Source organism: Streptomyces actuosus, from assembly GCF_016921115.1.
Classification (GTDB): domain Bacteria; phylum Actinomycetota; class Actinomycetes; order Streptomycetales; family Streptomycetaceae; genus Streptomyces; species Streptomyces actuosus_A.
Genome location: NZ_JAFFZS010000007.1, coordinates 91,665 through 107,581, shown reverse-complemented (window position 1 = coordinate 107,581; position 15,917 = coordinate 91,665). Strand labels below are relative to the sequence as shown.

The window sequence follows — 15,917 nt, the reverse complement described above, 5'->3', positions numbered from 1 at the left end:
CTGACACGGAGGTCCCCTTGACCGGCAACGTCACCTCGCTCTTCCGCAGCACCACGGCGCACAGCCCGTCGATGGCGTCGCTGACCCGGGAGGACGGCGACGGGGCCGGGCCGGTGGACTTCTGCATCCCCTGCAATCCGTACTTCCCCACCCCGGCGATGTTCGACGAGATGGCGGCCCGCCTCCGTGAGATCGTCACCTACTACCCGAGCAGTGCCGACACGATCACCGCGGAGCTGTGCAGCCTGCTCCAGCTCCCGCCGCAGTGCGTGGCGATGGGCAACGGGTCCACCGAGCTGATCACCTGGATCGACCACCTGCTGGTCCGCGAGTCGCTCGCCGTGCCCGTGCCCACCTTCGGACGCTGGACCGACCAGCCGATGGAGACCGGGAAGCGGGTCGACATGTTCCCGCTGCAGGAGTCCGGCGGCTTCGCCCTGGACCTCGCGCAGTATGCCGACTTCATCCGTACGCGAGGGACGCGGGCGGTGGTGGTCTGCAACCCCAACAACCCCGACGGCGGTTATCTGCACAAGCACGCGGTGGTGCAGTTCATGGACGCGATGGCCGACCGGGACCTGGTCGTGATCGACGAGAGCTTCCTGGAGTTCGCCGACGCGGAGACCGAACCGTCGGTCGTCCAGGAGGCGATGCTCCGGCCCAACGTCGTGGTCCTGCGCAGCCTCGGCAAGAACTTCGGCCTGCACGGCATACGCTTCGGCTATCTGGTCGCCAACCCGGCCCTGGCCGGCCGGATCCGCTCCATGCTGCCGAAGTGGAACCTCAACTCCCTTGCCGAGCACGTCGTCTTCATGCTGAAGGAACACGCCACGGAGTACGCGCAGAGCCTGCAGCAGGTGCGCCGGGACCGGCTGGAGATGGCGAGCCGGCTGTCCGAGCTGCCGGGTCTGACGGTCTACCCCTCGCAGGGCAACTTCCTCTTCGTGCGCCTGCCCGTCGGCGCGGAGGGCACCGCGGTCCGGGACCGGCTCCTCACCGAGCACCGGATCCTGGTCCGCGAGTGCGGCAACAAGATCGGTTCGTCCAGCCGCTTCCTGCGGCTCGTGGTGCGCCCCCAGGTCGACGTGCGTCGCCTGGTGTCCGGCCTGGAACAGGTGCTCTACGGGACCAGGAGGGGAGCCGCCGTGCCCGAGCTGGGCACCGGGACCAGCTACAGCTCGGGTACGGCGGCGGTGGACCGGCTGGTCGGTGCCACCAACGGAGCGGGGATGCAGGTCCCGGCGGCGCCCCTGCCGGCTCCGGAGGCGCCCCGGCCGCTGCAGCAGCCGGCTGCGGTGGCGCAGCCGATGCCGGCACCGCAGCCCCTGCCCGTGCCCCAGCCCCTGCCGCAGCCCCTACCGGCACCGCAGCCCGTACCGGCACCGCAGCCCGTACCGGTGCCGCAGCCGGCCGCGGCGGGCCTCACGCCGCCCGGCGTGCCTGCCCAGGGCGGGCTGACCGCGGCCCAGGTCAGGGGCACCAACGGGCTCACACCGGCGCCGGCGACGGGCTGGCCCAGCGCCGCGGGCTGGCCTGCCGCGGCGGGATGAGCGGCCCCGTCCGGGCGCGGGAGCCCGGCACCGCGGTCATCGCGACGACGGGCACTCCTTCCACGCCAGGTGGTACACCGTGCTGATGTCGCCGTCGGTCGAGTCCATCGTCATGAAGCTGACCTTGTCGGGCGCGGACGTGCCCGCATTCACGCGCAGCTCCGTGTTGATGTTGAAGTTGCGCTGGACTCCGCAGGGCGCCCACACCAGTTGGGCCCAGTCCGTCTCGTCCGTGGCCTGCCAGTTGTCGTTGTAGGGGCCGTTCACCGGGTGGTTGCGGAACGCAGTCTGCGGTGAGCCCTGGAAGTAGTACGAGGCCTTCTGCGTGCCGCTCGCTCCGGCCTGGAGGGCGGCGAAGCCCCGGTAGTCGGCGCTGGCGATGGCGTACGTGAAGCCCTGCGGGACGTGGACGACCAGGTTGATCTGGCAGTTCTTGCGGAAGGCGATCGGGTCGGAGTTGCCGCCCGCCTGGGCGAGGTAGTCGCTGTAGGTCACCGTGAAGGCCGTGTTGTCCTCGGAGACGGCCACGGCCGTGGTGCCCTGCGGGCAGCCGGAACCGTTCACGGTCGCGACCTGGATGACGATTTGGTCGGGCGGCGGGTCGGTGAACACGGGGGACGCGATGTGCTGGGCCGGCAGTAAGGCGGTGGTCCCGGTGAGCAGTGCGGCCGCCGCACCGCTCATGAGGAAGGCGCCAGGCATGGTGAACCATCCGTTCCGTGGGGGGTGTTCGGTCGTTGGTGAGACTGTGCGACCGTCGTGTGCTCCCTGTGAAGGCCGTTCCCCGGCCATTCACATCCGGAACGTTCACCCCTGACACGTGGCCTGTGACACGGCTGTGACCGGACGTGTGGGCTCCACCGACTCCCCGTCCTCCCCGGCCGGCACCTCCTCGCCGGTCTCGGCGTCGCCGGCGGTGTGATCGCCGGACGGCCCGGGAGCCCGCCACCGTCGACGGGTACGGGCGGACCGCCGGGCCGGAGGAGTTCGCCGAGGGCGAGCGATTCGGCCGACGCGAGGGCGACAGCCTGGAGAAGGCCGCCCCCGGGCAGGGCGTCGAGGCCGTCCAACGGGAACCCGACCGCGCCCGGCGGGGCCGCGGCCGAGCACGGCGCCGGAAGTGCCGCGCCGTGCGGTCGGTCGGCCGCGGCACCGTCGTGGCCCGGTGGTGCACCGCACCCGTTGGCCGCCGATCGCGGTGGGCCTACCCTGCGCGACGGGACCCCGCCGTCGCCCGCTCCCGGGTCTCCTCCCCCTGCGCCGTGCGGCCCTCCGGCCGGCCGGGCGCGAGCCCCACGCGCTCTCTGCGGTGCGCCCCGATCGAGTACGCCAGCGCAGCCGCCCACAGCCCGAGCAGCCCCACGTGCACCGCCGCGCTCACCGCACCGGGCACCGCCCCCCAGATGCTGTTCAGCACGGTACGGGCGTTGGTGACCACGATGAGGCCGCCGACCGCCGACCCCAGGACGCGCGGCGGCAGGAGACGGACCAGCCAAGCGGCGGCGGGGGCGGCGACCAGACCGCCGACGAGGAACGCGGCGACCCACGTCCAGCGGAGCTGCGCGGACCCCGGGGAGGACAGGAAGCCCAGGCTCGCCGCCACCGCCACCAGGAACTCGCTGGTGTCGATCGAGCCGATCACCCTGCGGGGCTCCATCCGCCCGCCGGCCAGCAGCGCCGGGGTGCCGACCGGACCCCAGCCGCCCCCGCCCGTGGCGTCGAGGAAGCCGGCGAGCAGGCCGAGCGGTGCCAGGAAGCGGCGCCGCAGAGGTCGCTGCACACGCCCCTCCGGCAGACCGCGGAAGGTGAACCGGGCCAGCACGTACACGCCGAGCAGCAGCAGGATCAGGGACATCACCGGGGCCGCCGCCCGCGTCGACAGCCGGGACAGCACGGACGCGCCGAGGAAGGCCCCGACGGCCCCGGGCGCGCCGATCCTCGCGACCACCCGCCAGTCCACGTTGCCGAAGCGCCAGTGTGCCGCACCGGACATCAGCGTCGTACCGATCTCGGCGAGGTGGACGGTGGCCGAGGCGGCGGCCGGGTTGGTGCCGAGCGCCAGCAACAGGGTGGTGGACGTGACGCCGTAGGCCATGCCGAGGCTGCCGTCCACGAGCTGGGCGCCGAGGCCCGCGAGGGCGAGCAGGGTCAGCGTGCGCATGGGGGGCGACGCTAGGCCGCCTTTCTGAGGACGAGCTGAGGCGCGGACGAGACGCCTCACAGGAACATGCAGGCGGCTCGCCGCGCGTCGAAGAGCCCGCGGCCCGCCGCCCGGCGACCTTCCGGACAGCCGCGGTCGTTACCGGTTGAACAACGGTCGCCGGATCGCATGACGAGGACAGTTCCGGCCGCGTAGGCTCGAACACCCGGTCACGCCGCGGGGATCACGCGGCGGACCCGACGAGACGGGCGGAGGGGAAGGGGGCGTGATGGACCTCGTGGCGGCGCTGTGCCGACGTTCACGGCGCGGCTCGGCCATGCGCGACCTCGCAGCCCAGCTCGCGGCGGCGGTGCGTCGCAGACCCGAGCCGCCGGCCGATGTGCGCGCGCTGTGCCGAGCCCTGTGCGAGGAGATGAGCGCACGCCGCGGCGGGCGGCCCCTGGAACTGCGTTTCGAGAAGTTCCCCGACGAGATCGAGGTCACCGGCCTGTGGGTGGAGTTCACCGACTTCGACCTGGTGATCGTCGAGGAGCGGGCCGAGGACGTCCAGCAACTGGTCATCCTCGGGCATGAGTTGTGGCATCTGCATGCCGGGCACCGCCACCACCACGTCGCCGCCAGTGCTGTCGCCGACGCGCTGGCGGGGCCGCGCGGCTGGAAGGACGCAGCATTGAGCATCGCCGCACGCAACGGCTCCCGGGCACGGGACGAGGCCGAGTCCGACGACTTCGGGCACCGGCTCGCGGCCGCGTTCCGCCCGCTGACCTCCGGCGGGGACGGCGGCGCCCTCCTGGGCCCGGTGCAGCGGTCGATGGGCTACCGCGGACGCGGAGGCCCGGTGCGGTGAGCTCCCCGACAGCGGCCGGCCCCATGGCGGCGGGCATGCCGGGCCCTGCCCAACTGGCTCTGGACCCGGCCGGGTTGCTCAGCCGCTTCTCCGTCTCCTTCTGGCTGCCGATCGCGGCCCTCGCGATCGCGCTCGCCATCAAGCTGCCGAGCCTGGTGAAGATGTGGCGGGACCCGCTGCTGCGGGCCGTCGGCGGACTGCTCCTGTTCGCGTGCGCGGTGTTCGTCTTCGCCTACCCCTCGACGATCAGCTGGACCAACCGGGTCACCGGCGTGCCCAACATCTCGGCCCCCTGGGTGTACTCGCTGCTGACCGCGCTGTGCGCGTCGTGGCTGCTGCTCATCGTGGCCTGGCGCAACGGCACCGACCGCTCGCGCTCGACCCGCCGCGCGGCCCGCTGGGTCGTCGTGGTGTACGCCGGCGTGGTGGTGGTGCTGTGGGTGCTGTTCGCCCTCGCCGACGTTCCCGTCGAACGCACCCGGGACCTGGACACCTACTACGCCCGTACGCCGTTCATGCGCGAGGAGATCCTCCTCTACCTGCTCGCGCACACCGCCGCCTGCTCGGTGACGGCCCGGCTGATCTGGAACTGGGTGCGCACCGACGGCCTCGACGCCTGGTTGCGCTGGGGTCTGCGGCTGCTCGGCATCGGCTACGGCACCAACCTGCTCTTCGACGCGGCCAAGCTCACCGCCGTCGGCGCCCGCTGGACCGGAACCGGCCGCCTGGACTGGCTGAGCACCGAGCTGGCGCCCTCGGCCGCCTGTGTCTCCGCCACCCTGGTCGCGATCGGCTTCATCCTTCCGCACGGCGGGCAGTACCTCCGGGAGCGGTGGCGGGTCCGCGCCGACCACTGGCGGCTGCGGCCCCTGTACCGGCTGATGCGCACGGTCAGCGGCGGGCGTGCGCCCTTCGCGCCGCGCTCCACCGCGGAACTGCGCCTGATCCGCCGCGAGACGTTCATCCGGGACGCGCTGCTGCCGCTCTCCCGGTACCTCGACGAGGAGCTGCGGGCGCGGGCGCACGAGGCGGCGCTCGGCCTCGGCTTCGAACCGGGGAGGGCGAAGGCCCTCGCCGCCGCCGTGACGATGCTGGACGCCGTCGATGCCCGGGAGCGGTCCCCCCGGACCGACAGCACCGCTCCGCCGTCCGGACCGGACACCGCGTACCTGCTGCAGGAGATCCAGGCCGTGTCCCGGGTCCTGCGCCGTCCCGACGACATCGAGGCGGTCCGCGCCCGAGCGACCGCCCTGGCAGAGAGCGTGCCCGCGCATGAGTGAACCAGCGTCCCCCTCGAGAACCGCCGCCGGCGGCGCCAGGACGGCCGTCGTCCTGGGCGGCTCCCACACCGGCATGCTCGCCGCGCGGGCGCTGGCGGCCTCCGCCGACCGGGTCGTGGTGGTGGAGCGGGACGTGCTGCCCGCCGGTGCCGAGCCGCGCAAGGGGCTGCCGCAGGCCCGGCACGCGCACATGCTGTGGTCGGGCGGGGTGCGCGCGGCGGAGGAACTGCTGCCCGGGATCACCTCGGTGCTCCGGGGGGCCGGGGCGCGCAGGCAGCCCGTCACCACGGACATCGTCGCGCTGAGCGGGCAGGGCTGGTTCCGGCGCTGGCCCGAGTCCCACCACGTCGTCCTGGCCGGACGGGACCTGCTGGACTCCGTGATCCGCGCGCGGGTGCTCGCCGACGAGCGCATCGAGGTCGTCGAGCGGGCCGAGGCGCTCGGCCTCACCGGCACCGGCGCGGCGGTCACCGGCGTCCGGATCAGGGAACGGGACGGCGGTGAGCGCACCCTGGAGGCCGGATTCGTCGTCGACGCCACGGGGCGGGGTTCGCGGGCCGCGCGGTGGCTGACGGGGCTCGGGCTGCCCGAGCCGGAGGTCCGCGTCGTCGACTCCGGCCTGGTGTACGCCAGCCGGCTCTTCCTCGCCCCCGAGCCGGCCCGGGAGGCCTTCCCGATCGTCAACGTGCAGCCCGACCCGCGCGACGGCGGCCCGGGACGGGCGGGCTTCCTGCTGCCCGTCGAGGACGGACGGTGGATCGTCACCCTCTCCGGCACCCGGGGCGGGGAGCCGAGCAGTGCGGAGGAGGACTTCGTCCGCTTCGCCCGGGACGAGCTGCGGCACCCGCTCATCGGTGAGCTGATCGAGCAGGCCGAGCCGCTGACGGACGTGTCGGTGACCCGGACCACCGTCAACCGCCGCCACTACTACGAGCGGATGCCGGCGTGGCCGGAGAATTTCGCCGTGCTCGGCGACGCCCTCGCCGCGCTGAACCCGGTGTACGGTCACGGGCTCGCGGTCGGCGCCCAGAGCGCCCTGCTGCTGCGGAACGTGATACGGCGTCACGGGTGGGGGGTGCCCGGGCTGGCGCGGCGCGTCCAGGCCGCGGTGGCCCGGCCGGTCGCGGCGGGCTGGGATCTGGCGATCGGTCAGGACGTGTTCTATCCGGGGGCGACGCAGGACGGGCCGTCGCTGCGTGACCGGCTGGTGGCGGGGTACGTCGACCGGTTGATGCTGACGGCGACGGGGAACGGCCGGATCGCGCGGCGGGTCACCGACGTGACGTCGCTGGAGCGGGGTGCGGGCGTGCTGCTGACGCCGTCGGTGCTGCTCGCTGCGGTGGTCGGACCGCTGAAGCCGGCGCTGCCGGGACCGCCGCTGACCTCGGAGGAGCTCAAACGCGCGGGGCTGAGGTAACCGCCCGGCGCCGGTGCGGCCCGGGCACGCGGCGGCGGGCCCGGCAGGGCGGGCGGGTCCGCCGCCGGGGGCCGTGGCGGGAGGCGGTGGCGGGACACTGCCCGCGTGCCGCGAGCCCCCGGCTCCGGCGGCTGCAGCCGCGCCCGGGGGCCGGGAGGCCTCGGGCGCCCGGCGGGCGGCGGGCGGGATCCGCCGGTCGTTACCCCCGGAACGCGGGCTGCGCCGTCCCCTGCCCCGCGCCCGGCACCACCAGCACCGACCCCGACAGCGGCGTCGGCGTCGGCAGGCCGACGCGGGCCGTCGTGACGTACAGGTCCGTCAGGTCCGGGCCACCGAAGGCGCAGGCCGTGACCCGGGGCGCCGGCAGGGTGACCGTGCGGTCCAGGCGGCCGTCGGGGGTGTAGCGGCGCACCGCTCCCCCGTCCCACAGGGCCACCCAGACACAGCCGTCGGCGTCGACCGTCAGGCCGTCCGGGAACCCGGCACCCTCCTCGACCTCGGCGAGGGGGCGGCGGCCCGTCACGTGTCCGTCCGGTGCGCGGTCGAAGACGTCGACGCGGCGGGTCGGGGAGTCGATGTAGTACATGAGACGGCCGTCGGGGCTCCATCCGGTCCCGTTGCTCACCGTCACGTCGTCGAGGACGGTGTCGGCGGTGCCGTCGGCGGTGAAGCGGGTGAGGGTGCCGCCGCCGGGTGCCTCGTCGTAGCGCATGGTCCCGGCCCACAGGGAGCCGTCGGGGGCGACGGCTGCGTCGTTGGCGCGGCGGCCGGGCACCGGTTCGCGGTGCAGCCAGCGGAAGGTGTCGTCGGGGTCGAGCAGCCCCACCCCGTCGCGCAGGTTGAGGACCAGCCCCCCACCGGCCCTCGGCTTGGCCGCGCCGACGTGCTGCCCGGTCGTGCGGACCGTGCGCCCGCCCGATGCCGGGTCGTAGCCGTGGACGCGGGAGCCGAGGATGTCGACCCACAGCAGGCGGCCGGTCGCCGGGTCCCAGGTGGGCCCCTCACCGAGCGCCGCCTCGGCCCGTACCGCCACCTCGTGGGCCGCGGTCACTCCGCGCTCCGGTGGCCGAGGCGCTCGGAGAGTTCGGCGGCGCCCTTGACGGCGAGCTGCTCCAGCTCGGCGCGGCGTCCGTCGTTCCAGCGGATCATGGGCACGGAGACGGACAGCGCGGCGACGACCTGGCCGGTGCGGTCGCGGACCGGGGCGGCCACGCAGCTGACGTCCGGGTTGGACTCGCGGCTCTCCACGGCGATCTGGCGCCGGCGTATTCCGGCGAGGGCCTCGCGCAGGGCGGCCGGATCGGTGATGCTGTGGGGCGTCATCGCGGCGAGTTCGGCACCGTCCGGGATCCGCGCGGCCAGCTCCCGCTCCGGCAGCGAGGCGAGCAGCATCTTGCCGACCGACGTGCAGTGGGCGGGCAGCCGGCGGCCGGCCGCCGACACCATGCGCACCGCGTGTGTGGAGTCGACCTTGGCGATGTAGATGACGTCGGTGTCCTCGAGGATGGCGACGTGGACCGTCTCGTCGCAGGTCTCGGCCACGGCGCGGGCGACCTGCTGGCCCTCGGCGGCGAGGTCGAGCTGCTCGGCGTAGCGGCTGCCGAGCTGGTAGGGGCGCACGCCGAGCCGGTACCGGCCGGACCGGCCGGGCACGGGGGCGATGTACCCGCGGGCGGCGAGCGTGGTGACCAGTTCGTGCACGGTGGTGCGCGGCAACTGGAGTCTGCGCACGATGTCGGGGGCGGAGAGTGTGCCGTCCCCGTCGAGGAAGAGCTCGAGAATGTCCAGAGCCCGGGTCACAGCAGGTACGAGGCGTCCCACGACCGGCCCCTCCTTGGTGATCTGAGGCGCCTGTGTTCGATATTTCAGCAGGCGATCGGCATGACGAACACAGGCTAGCCACGGTGCGGATCACGGGCAATGGTCCTGCGGCACCGGAAAGCGCCCGGCCCCGCGGCCCCAGGACACGCCGGGCCCGCGCACCCCAGACCACCGCCCGGTCCTGCGGCTCGCCGCACAGCGCCCGGCCCCGCCGTCCCGGCGGCCTCCCGCGGGCTCCGCCCCCGATGTCACCGCCGGGGGCGAGGATGGACCCATGCCCTCCCGCGAACCCGCGAAGCCCTTCACCGCTCACGACTTCCAGCTGGTCCTGCTGCGCCGCATGGCCGACCACAATCCCGATCTGGTCGCGGACGCCCGGCGCGAGCTGGGCGTCTCCCTGGCCGGGATGCGGGAGGCCAACAAGCGCTGGCAGGCGATGGTCCGCTCGCCCCGGGCCCGCTCCGCCGCGTCCCGCTACCGCTCGGTCCTCGGCGCCCCGGAGCGGGAGGGCAAGCGCGCCGTCGGCGACCTGGAGTGCGCGGCGTGGCAGTGGCCGCTCCCGCTCTGGCCCGACCTGCGCTTCGAGGTGCTGGTCGGCCCGCACGGCGCGGTGTGGAACGAGTGGCTCGTCCGCGCGCCGGACGCCAACGGCCCCCCGCTGCGCACCCTCGACGACCTCACCCCCTGGTCCTGCACGGTCGACGAGGCGGCCCGCGCGTTCGCCCCCGCCCGCCCCCTGGAGGGCACCGCCCCGACCCGCTGGGGCCTGGCGTTCACCGCGCCGGACGCAGACGGGGTGCCGCGCGAGGTCGTCGCCGAGTTCACCTGGGGGTTGCTGCAGCGGACGGCGGTCGTGGACCCGCCCCCCGGCCCGGCGGACCGCCCCGCCGGGCGGTGACGCGCCGCCGGGTGCCGGGAGGCGCCGGCCCGGTGCATGCCGGCGTCGCGGGCGGGCGGGACGGCCGCCACAGGTCCCGGCGGCGTTGTCACACCCCCTCGGTACGGTCGGGGCATGAGAGCTGATGGAACGTTCACCGTCGAAGCGTTCGTCCCGACGGAGGTCGCGCCCGAGCCGGCTGTGACCACAGGTCTGCCGGTGGGTGTCGCGACCATGGAGAAGCATTTCGAGGGGGAGATCGCGGGCCGCTCGGCGACGGTCTTCACCGCCGCGTACGACCAGGCGACGGGTGTGGGCACCTACGTGGCCATGGAGTCGTTCGAGGGCTCGCTGAACGGCCGCGCGGGCGCCTTCAACTTCGTGCACTCGGCGACCACGTCCGGCACCGACCGCACGGCGGAGTTCTTCACCGTCGTGCCCGCGAGCGGCACCGGCGAACTCGCCGGGATCTCCGGCGCCGGAGGGATGGCCGTCGACACCGACGGCACGCACCGCCTGTGGTTCGAGTACCGGCTCGACTGAGCGCTCAGCCCGCCGCAGCCGCGCGCCGGATCGCCTCCGCGACCCGCGTGGGCGAGCCGGGGTGCGGCGACAGCAAGCCCGGAACCGGCCGGGTCGGCCGGTGGCCGCCCGTGCGGTCCGTGGCAGCCCGGCGATCCGGAGGTGCGGGGCCGCGTGGCCGCCGGGCCCGGAACCGGGACGAGCCGCTTGACCTTCCCCTTCGGTGAAGCCCCAGCATCGAAGGTGATGTGAGCGGCGCGTGTCGGCCGGTGGCCACAGACGCCGAATCGCCCTGGAGGCGATTCGCCATTCCCTGCCCTGCCCTGCCCTGCCCTGCCCTGCCCGCAGGAACTTCGCTTCCTCCCCGGCCCGAAGGCCGGGGTGTCCACGAAGGAGACCCGATGAACTCCACGGGCGAGCCGGACGCGCAGCCGGACCTGGCGACGATGACGATCGGCGCCTTCGCGAAGGCGTGCCGGCTGTCGCCGAAGGCACTGCGGCTCTACGACGAGCTGGGGCTGCTGCGGCCCGCCCGCGTCGATGCGGACACCGGGTACCGCTACTACGCCGCCGGGCAGTTGGAGCGGGCCCGGCTGGTGGCCTGGCTGCGGCGGCTGGGCATGCCGCTGGCCGACATCAGCCGGGTGTGCGCCCTCGCCCCGGCTGCCGCCGCCCGCGAGGTCCGCGCCTTCTGGGCACGCGTCGAGGCGGAGACCGCGGCCCGGCGGGACCTCGCCGCGTTCCTCGTCGAAGAGCTGTCGGCCGTACCGCGGAAGGACACCACCATGCTGGAACTTCGCTACTGCGCCCACTCCGACCGGGGCCTGGTGCGCCCCGCCAACCAGGACGCGGCGCACGCGGGGCGCCGACTGCTGGCCGTGGCCGACGGCTACGGCCCGGCGGGCGGGCCTGCGAGCACCGCGGCGGTGGAGGCGCTGCGCGTCCTGGACACCGCCGAGCCCGCCCCGGGCGGTGTCCTCGACCTCCTGGAGGACGCCCTGCGGGGGGCGGCCCGGGCGGTGCGGGACGCGACCGGGGGACCCGGCGATGCGGGCACGACGCTGACGGCGCTGCTGTGGACGGATGGCCCGCAGCTCGCCCTGGTGCACATCGGCGACTCGCGCGCGTACGTGCTGCGGGACGGCGAGCTGTTCCGCATCACCCACGACCACACGCTGGTGCAGTCGATGCTGGACGAGGGACGGCTGACCGCGGAGGAGGCGGCGAGCCACCCGCAGCGCTCCCTGCTCCTGAAGGCCCTCGGCCAGGACACGCCGGCCACCCCCGACCTGCGCCTCCACGACGCCCGCCCCGGCGACCGCTACCTGCTGTGCTCCGACGGCCTGTCCACGGTCGTCCCCGAGGACCGCATCCGCGCGCTCCTCGCCTCCGCCCCCGTCCCCGACGACGCCGTGCGGGTCCTGATCGACGCGGCGAACGACGCCGGCGGCCCCGACAACGTCAGCTGCGTCGTGGCCGATGTGTCGGAAGCGGCCTGACCGCGCCGCGATGCGGCAGGCTCGACGGCATGTCTCTCTCCGGCACGGACGCCCACGCCGCTCTCGACCGTCTCCCGCCGCTCGTCGCCCGGGCCGTCGCGGTCGCGCGGGCCCACGGCTTCCCCTTCTCCTGCCGCCCCGAACAGGGCCGTCTGCTCAGGTCCCTGGCGGGCGGCGCCCGGACCGTGATCGGCGAGACCGGCACGGGCTTCGGTGTCGGTCTCGCCTGGCTCGCCTCCGGCGCGCACGCGGGGGTGCGGCTCGTCGGCGTCGAGCGGGACGCCCGGCGCGCCCGGGCGGCGGCCGAGGTCTTCGCGGACCGGCCGCAGGTGGAGATCCTCACCGGCGACTGGACACGGATCGGTGAGCACGGCCCGTACGACCTGCTCGTCCTGGACGGCGGCGGCCAGGGCAAGACGCCCCACGACCCGCCCGCCGACGTCGGCCGCCTCCTCGCCCCCGGCGGGACGGTGGTTCTCGACGACTTCACCCCGGCCGCGTCCTGGCCCCCGCTGCACGGGGGCGCGGTGGACGTGCCACGGCTGCACTGGTTGGAGCATCCCGCGCTGCACACGGTGGAACTGCGGCTCGCCGAGGACCTGGCCGCACTGGTGGGAACCCGGCGGTGGCCGCGCGGGCCGGAGCCCGCGTGAGCGGGTCGGGCGGGTCGGGCCGACCGCCCGGCCGGTGCACGCCGATGGACGCGGGCCGGCCGCCGACGTGACCGGCGTCAACCTCCACGGGCGGCGGACAACGCCCGGCCCGGGGTAGGAAGGCCCTGTCGATCCCTACCCGAGGAGTTGCCGTGTCCTCCCTCTTTCCCGCCCTCACGGGCGACCCGGGCGAGCAGGCCGCCCTGCGGTTCGGTCACCGGGCCCTGACGTATGCCCAACTCGCGGCGGCGGCCGGGGCGGTGGGCCGGCAGGTGCGCGGGAAGGAGCGGGTCGCGCTGTGGGCGACGCCCGCACTGGAGACCGCCGTCGCGGCGGTGGGCGTGCTGCTCGCAGGGGTGACCGCCGTGCCGCTCAACCCGAGGTCGGGAGAGCAGGAGCTCGGGCACATCCTGGGCGACAGCGCGCCCGCGCTGGTGCTCGCCGCTCCCGGCGACGAACTGCCCGCACCCCTGCGCGGCGTGCCGCGCGCCGACGTCGACGTCCACGCCACCGGGCCCGTCCCCGACGACCGCCTCGCCGGGGACGACGACCCGGCGCTCGTCGTCTACACCTCCGGCACCACCGGCCCGCCCAAGGGCGCCGTCATCCCGCGCCGTGCGATCGCCGCGACCCTGGACGCGCTGGCCGACGCCTGGCAGTGGACCGGGGCGGACGTGCTCGTGCAGGGGCTGCCGCTGTTCCATGTGCACGGGCTGGTGCTGGGCATCCTGGGTCCGCTGCGGCGGGGCGGCTCGGTGCGCCATCTCGGGCGGTTCGGCACCGAGGGCGTCGCCCGGGAGCTGAGCACCGGCGCCACCATGTTCTTCGGTGTCCCGACCATGTACCACCGCATCGCCGAGGCCCTGCCCGCCGACCGGGAGCTGGCCGAGGCGCTCGCCGGGGCCCGGCTGCTGGTGTCGGGGTCGGCGGCGCTGCCGCTGCACGACCACGAGCGGATCACCGCGGCGACCGGGCGCCGGGTCGTGGAGCGCTACGGCATGACGGAGACGCTGATGAACACCAGCGTCCGCGCCGACGGCGAGCCGCGGGCGGGAACGGTGGGCGTGCCGCTGCCGGGGGTGGAGCTGCGGCTCGTCGAGGAGGACGGCGCGCCCGTCGCCGCGTACGACGGGGAGACCGTCGGGGAGATCCAGGTGCGGGGGCCGAATCTGTTCACCGGGTATCTGAACCGGCCCGACGCCACGGCCGCCGCGTTCACCGAGGACGGCTGGTTCCGGACCGGGGACATGGCCGTGCGCGACCCCGACGGCTGTGTGCGCATCGTCGGCCGCAAGGCCACCGACCTCATCAAGAGCGGTGGCTACAAGATCGGGGCCGGCGAGATCGAGAACGCGCTGCTCGACCACCCGGGCGTGCGCGAGGCCGCCGTCACCGGGGAGCCCGATGCCGACCTCGGCGAGCGGATCGTGGCATGGATCGTGCCCACCGATCCCGGATCACCGCCCGGCGCGGAGGAGTTGGCCGGCCATGTCGCCCGCCGGCTCGCCCCGCACAAGCGGCCCCGCACGGTCCGCTACCTCGACGCCCTCCCCCGCAACGACATGGGGAAGATCATGAAGCGGGCGCTGGTCCATGGCTGACCGGCTCTCCGCCCGCCGGGCCCTCGCCCTGGTCACCGACGACTTCGTCGAACTCGACGCCCCCGCACGGCCCTTCGCACCGGGCGGACCGCTCGGCTGGCAGGGGTACGGCGAAGCGCGCGCCCGCGCCACCGAGCGCACCGGCGAGGAGGAGTCCGTCGTCTGCGGCACGGGCACCGTCGAGGGCACCCGAGTGGTGCTGATCTCCTTCGAGTTCGGCTTCCTCGGCGGCTCACTCGGGGAGCGCACCGGCGACCGGCTGGAGGCGGCGTACACGCACGCGCGGGCGCTCCGGCTGCCCGTCGTGCCGCTGATCGCGACCGGTGGCAGCCGGATGCAGGAGGGGATGCTCGCGCTGACCCAGCTCCAGCGCGTGGCGCGGCAGTCGGTGCTGACCCGGGACGCCGGGCTCCCGCAGATCGCGGTGCTGCGGGACCCGACGACCGGCGGCGGCTGGGCGACTCTGGGTGCGGGAGCCGACGTGATCCTCGCGCTGCCCGGGGCCCAGGTCGGGTTCGCGGGGTCCCGCGTGCGCCCGCCGGACGCCGACCCGGCCGCGTACACGGCGGAGGCGCAGGTCGACGCCGGTGCGGCCGACGCCGTCGTGCCCGCGGAGGAACTGCGGTCGGTGCTGGGCCGGTGGCTGCGGCTGCTCACCCGGCCGTCGCAGGCGCCCGCTCCGGTGCCGGTGCCGCTCGGTACGCGTGAGCTGCCGGACACGGGCTGGGACGCCGTACGCCGGGCGCGGGACCCGCACCGGCCCCGTGCGGAGGCCTACCTGGACGCCTACTTCACCGACCGGGCGGAGATCTCGGGCGACCGCTGCGGCGGCAGGGACCCGGAGGGCATGCGGTGCGGTTTCGGCGAGCACGCGGGGCGCACCGTCGCCTACGCCGCCCAGACGGGGAGGGCGACCCGCCCGGCGGGCTACCGCACCGCCGCCCGGCTGATCCGGCTGGCGGACCGGCTCGGGGTTCCGGTGCTGACGCTGGTGGACACCCCGGGCGCGGCCAACGACGCGGACGCGGAACGGCAGGGGGCGGGCGCGGCCATCGCCGATCTGTTCCAGGCGGTGGCCGCGGCGCGCACTGCGGTGACCACGCTGCTGATCGGCGAGGGCGGGTCCGGCGGCGCCCTGGCGCTGGCGGCGCCCGGCCGCACCTGGGCCACGCCCGACAGCTACTTCTCGGTGATCGCGCCGGAGATGGCCGCCGCGATCCTCAAGCGGCCGCCGACGGAGGTGGCGGCGACGGCGGACCAACTCCACGTCAGGCCACAGGACTTGATCGACCTGGGGGTGATCCGAACAGGGGATCACCTGTTCCCCGGAACAGGTGATCGGCGGTCATAGGAGCGACTTCGGCGCGCGCGGCGGACGATACTCACGGTGTGCGAGCGACGGGCTGCAGACCGTAGCCGATGCACAGGTCCCACACGTATCACCGCAAGGAGAAGCACGCACATGAATCTGCTCACCGACGTCCTCGCCGGCCTGGTCCACTTCATCGGCTGGCTGGTCTGAGGCCCGAGGCAGTAGGCACGCGGCGCCGTCTCCCCGTCCCAGGGAGGCGGCGCCGCCGTACGTGTGTCCGGGGCAGGGCCGCTGCGGCGCGGTGCAGGACCGTGACGTGCACGCGGCACGCACCCTCCTGGCCGCCGGGCCGGCGGCGTCCGCCTGCGGAGAGGGCG

14 protein-coding genes are annotated in these 15,917 nt (G+C 74.9%); 10 read left to right on the top strand and 4 right to left on the bottom strand.

Annotation, left to right across the window (positions count from 1 at the left end; all coding sequences use genetic code 11):
• Positions 1–17: 17 nt before the first annotated feature.
• Complete coding sequence (locus JS756_RS11720; protein WP_205382980.1) at positions 18–1,550, top strand: pyridoxal phosphate-dependent aminotransferase; 1,533 nt, start codon at positions 18–20, stop codon at positions 1,548–1,550.
• 36 nt (positions 1,551–1,586) lie between these two features.
• Here JS756_RS11720 and JS756_RS11715 read toward each other — a convergent pair whose 3' ends face one another.
• Together JS756_RS11715 and JS756_RS11710 are read right to left on the bottom strand one after the other, a co-directional pair.
• Positions 1,587–2,252: a DUF4360 domain-containing protein gene (locus JS756_RS11715; protein ID WP_205382979.1), complete on the bottom strand. Its 666-nt coding sequence runs from the start codon at positions 2,250–2,252 to the stop codon at positions 1,587–1,589.
• 502 nt (positions 2,253–2,754) lie between these two features.
• Positions 2,755–3,711: a sulfite exporter TauE/SafE family protein gene (locus JS756_RS11710; RefSeq protein WP_205382978.1), complete on the bottom strand. Its 957-nt coding sequence runs from the start codon at positions 3,709–3,711 to the stop codon at positions 2,755–2,757.
• A gap of 268 nt (positions 3,712–3,979) precedes the next feature.
• On the opposite strand from JS756_RS11710, the gene JS756_RS11705 reads away from it, so the two are divergent.
• Genes JS756_RS11705 through JS756_RS11695 form a run of 3 tightly spaced genes read left to right on the top strand, consistent with a single transcriptional unit; the run spans position 3,980 to position 7,255 of the window.
• A complete protein-coding gene (locus JS756_RS11705) occupies positions 3,980–4,558 on the top strand; it encodes a toxin-antitoxin system, toxin component family protein (RefSeq protein WP_205382977.1) in 579 nt (192 codons plus the stop codon).
• A 35-nt stretch (positions 4,559–4,593) separates the two neighbouring features.
• Positions 4,594–5,838, top strand: coding sequence for an MAB_1171c family putative transporter (locus JS756_RS11700; RefSeq protein WP_205383137.1), 1,245 nt, complete (start codon positions 4,594–4,596; stop codon positions 5,836–5,838).
• Positions 5,831–7,255, top strand: a complete 1,425-nt coding sequence (locus JS756_RS11695; RefSeq protein WP_205382976.1) for an FAD-dependent oxidoreductase — start codon at positions 5,831–5,833, stop codon at positions 7,253–7,255. The genes JS756_RS11700 and JS756_RS11695 overlap by 8 nt, the downstream gene beginning before the upstream one ends.
• A gap of 199 nt (positions 7,256–7,454) precedes the next feature.
• Here JS756_RS11695 and JS756_RS11690 read toward each other — a convergent pair whose 3' ends face one another.
• Together JS756_RS11690 and JS756_RS11685 are read right to left on the bottom strand one after the other, a co-directional pair.
• A complete protein-coding gene (locus JS756_RS11690) occupies positions 7,455–8,306 on the bottom strand; it encodes an SMP-30/gluconolactonase/LRE family protein (protein ID WP_205382975.1) in 852 nt (283 codons plus the stop codon).
• On the bottom strand, positions 8,303–9,076 hold the full coding sequence (locus JS756_RS11685; protein WP_205382974.1) for an IclR family transcriptional regulator: 774 nt from the start codon (positions 9,074–9,076) through the stop codon (positions 8,303–8,305). Before JS756_RS11685 ends, JS756_RS11690 begins: the two co-directional genes overlap by 4 nt.
• Positions 9,077–9,350: 274 nt before the next feature.
• On the opposite strand from JS756_RS11685, the gene JS756_RS11680 reads away from it, so the two are divergent.
• From JS756_RS11680 to JS756_RS11655, 6 genes are all read left to right on the top strand, one after another.
• Complete coding sequence (locus JS756_RS11680) at positions 9,351–9,974, top strand: hypothetical protein (RefSeq protein WP_205382973.1); 624 nt, start codon at positions 9,351–9,353, stop codon at positions 9,972–9,974.
• A gap of 114 nt (positions 9,975–10,088) precedes the next feature.
• Positions 10,089–10,496, top strand: coding sequence for a DUF3224 domain-containing protein (locus JS756_RS11675; RefSeq protein ID WP_205382972.1), 408 nt, complete (start codon positions 10,089–10,091; stop codon positions 10,494–10,496).
• A gap of 416 nt (positions 10,497–10,912) precedes the next feature.
• Positions 10,913–11,974, top strand: coding sequence for a MerR family transcriptional regulator (locus tag JS756_RS11670; RefSeq protein ID WP_205383136.1), 1,062 nt, complete (start codon positions 10,913–10,915; stop codon positions 11,972–11,974).
• Between the two features lie 29 nt (positions 11,975–12,003).
• Positions 12,004–12,627: an O-methyltransferase gene (locus JS756_RS11665; protein ID WP_205382971.1), complete on the top strand. Its 624-nt coding sequence runs from the start codon at positions 12,004–12,006 to the stop codon at positions 12,625–12,627.
• A 152-nt stretch (positions 12,628–12,779) separates the two neighbouring features.
• Positions 12,780–14,228 (top strand): acyl-CoA synthetase, encoded by a 1,449-nt coding sequence (locus JS756_RS11660; protein WP_205382970.1) that lies wholly within the window; start codon positions 12,780–12,782, stop codon positions 14,226–14,228.
• Complete coding sequence (locus tag JS756_RS11655) at positions 14,221–15,579, top strand: carboxyl transferase domain-containing protein (RefSeq protein ID WP_205382969.1); 1,359 nt, start codon at positions 14,221–14,223, stop codon at positions 15,577–15,579. Before JS756_RS11660 ends, JS756_RS11655 begins: the two co-directional genes overlap by 8 nt.
• Positions 15,580–15,917: the final 338 nt, after the last annotated feature.

Bases quoted from the DNA above. Each gene is read 5' to 3' on its own strand.
- JS756_RS11715 (WP_205382979.1), bottom strand. From the start codon at position 2,252: ATGCCTGGCGCCTTCCTCATGAGCGGTGCGGCGGCCGCACTGCTCACC.
- JS756_RS11710 (WP_205382978.1), bottom strand. From the start codon at position 3,711: ATGCGCACGCTGACCCTGCTCGCCCTCGCGGGCCTCGGCGCCCAGCTC.
- JS756_RS11705 (WP_205382977.1), top strand. From the start codon at position 3,980: ATGGACCTCGTGGCGGCGCTGTGCCGACGTTCACGGCGCGGCTCGGCC.
- JS756_RS11700 (WP_205383137.1), top strand. From the start codon at position 4,594: ATGCCGGGCCCTGCCCAACTGGCTCTGGACCCGGCCGGGTTGCTCAGC.
- JS756_RS11695 (WP_205382976.1), top strand. From the start codon at position 5,831: ATGAGTGAACCAGCGTCCCCCTCGAGAACCGCCGCCGGCGGCGCCAGG.
- JS756_RS11680 (WP_205382973.1), top strand. From the start codon at position 9,351: ATGCCCTCCCGCGAACCCGCGAAGCCCTTCACCGCTCACGACTTCCAG.
- JS756_RS11675 (WP_205382972.1), top strand. From the start codon at position 10,089: ATGAGAGCTGATGGAACGTTCACCGTCGAAGCGTTCGTCCCGACGGAG.
- JS756_RS11665 (WP_205382971.1), top strand. From the start codon at position 12,004: ATGTCTCTCTCCGGCACGGACGCCCACGCCGCTCTCGACCGTCTCCCG.
- JS756_RS11655 (WP_205382969.1), top strand. From the start codon at position 14,221: ATGGCTGACCGGCTCTCCGCCCGCCGGGCCCTCGCCCTGGTCACCGAC.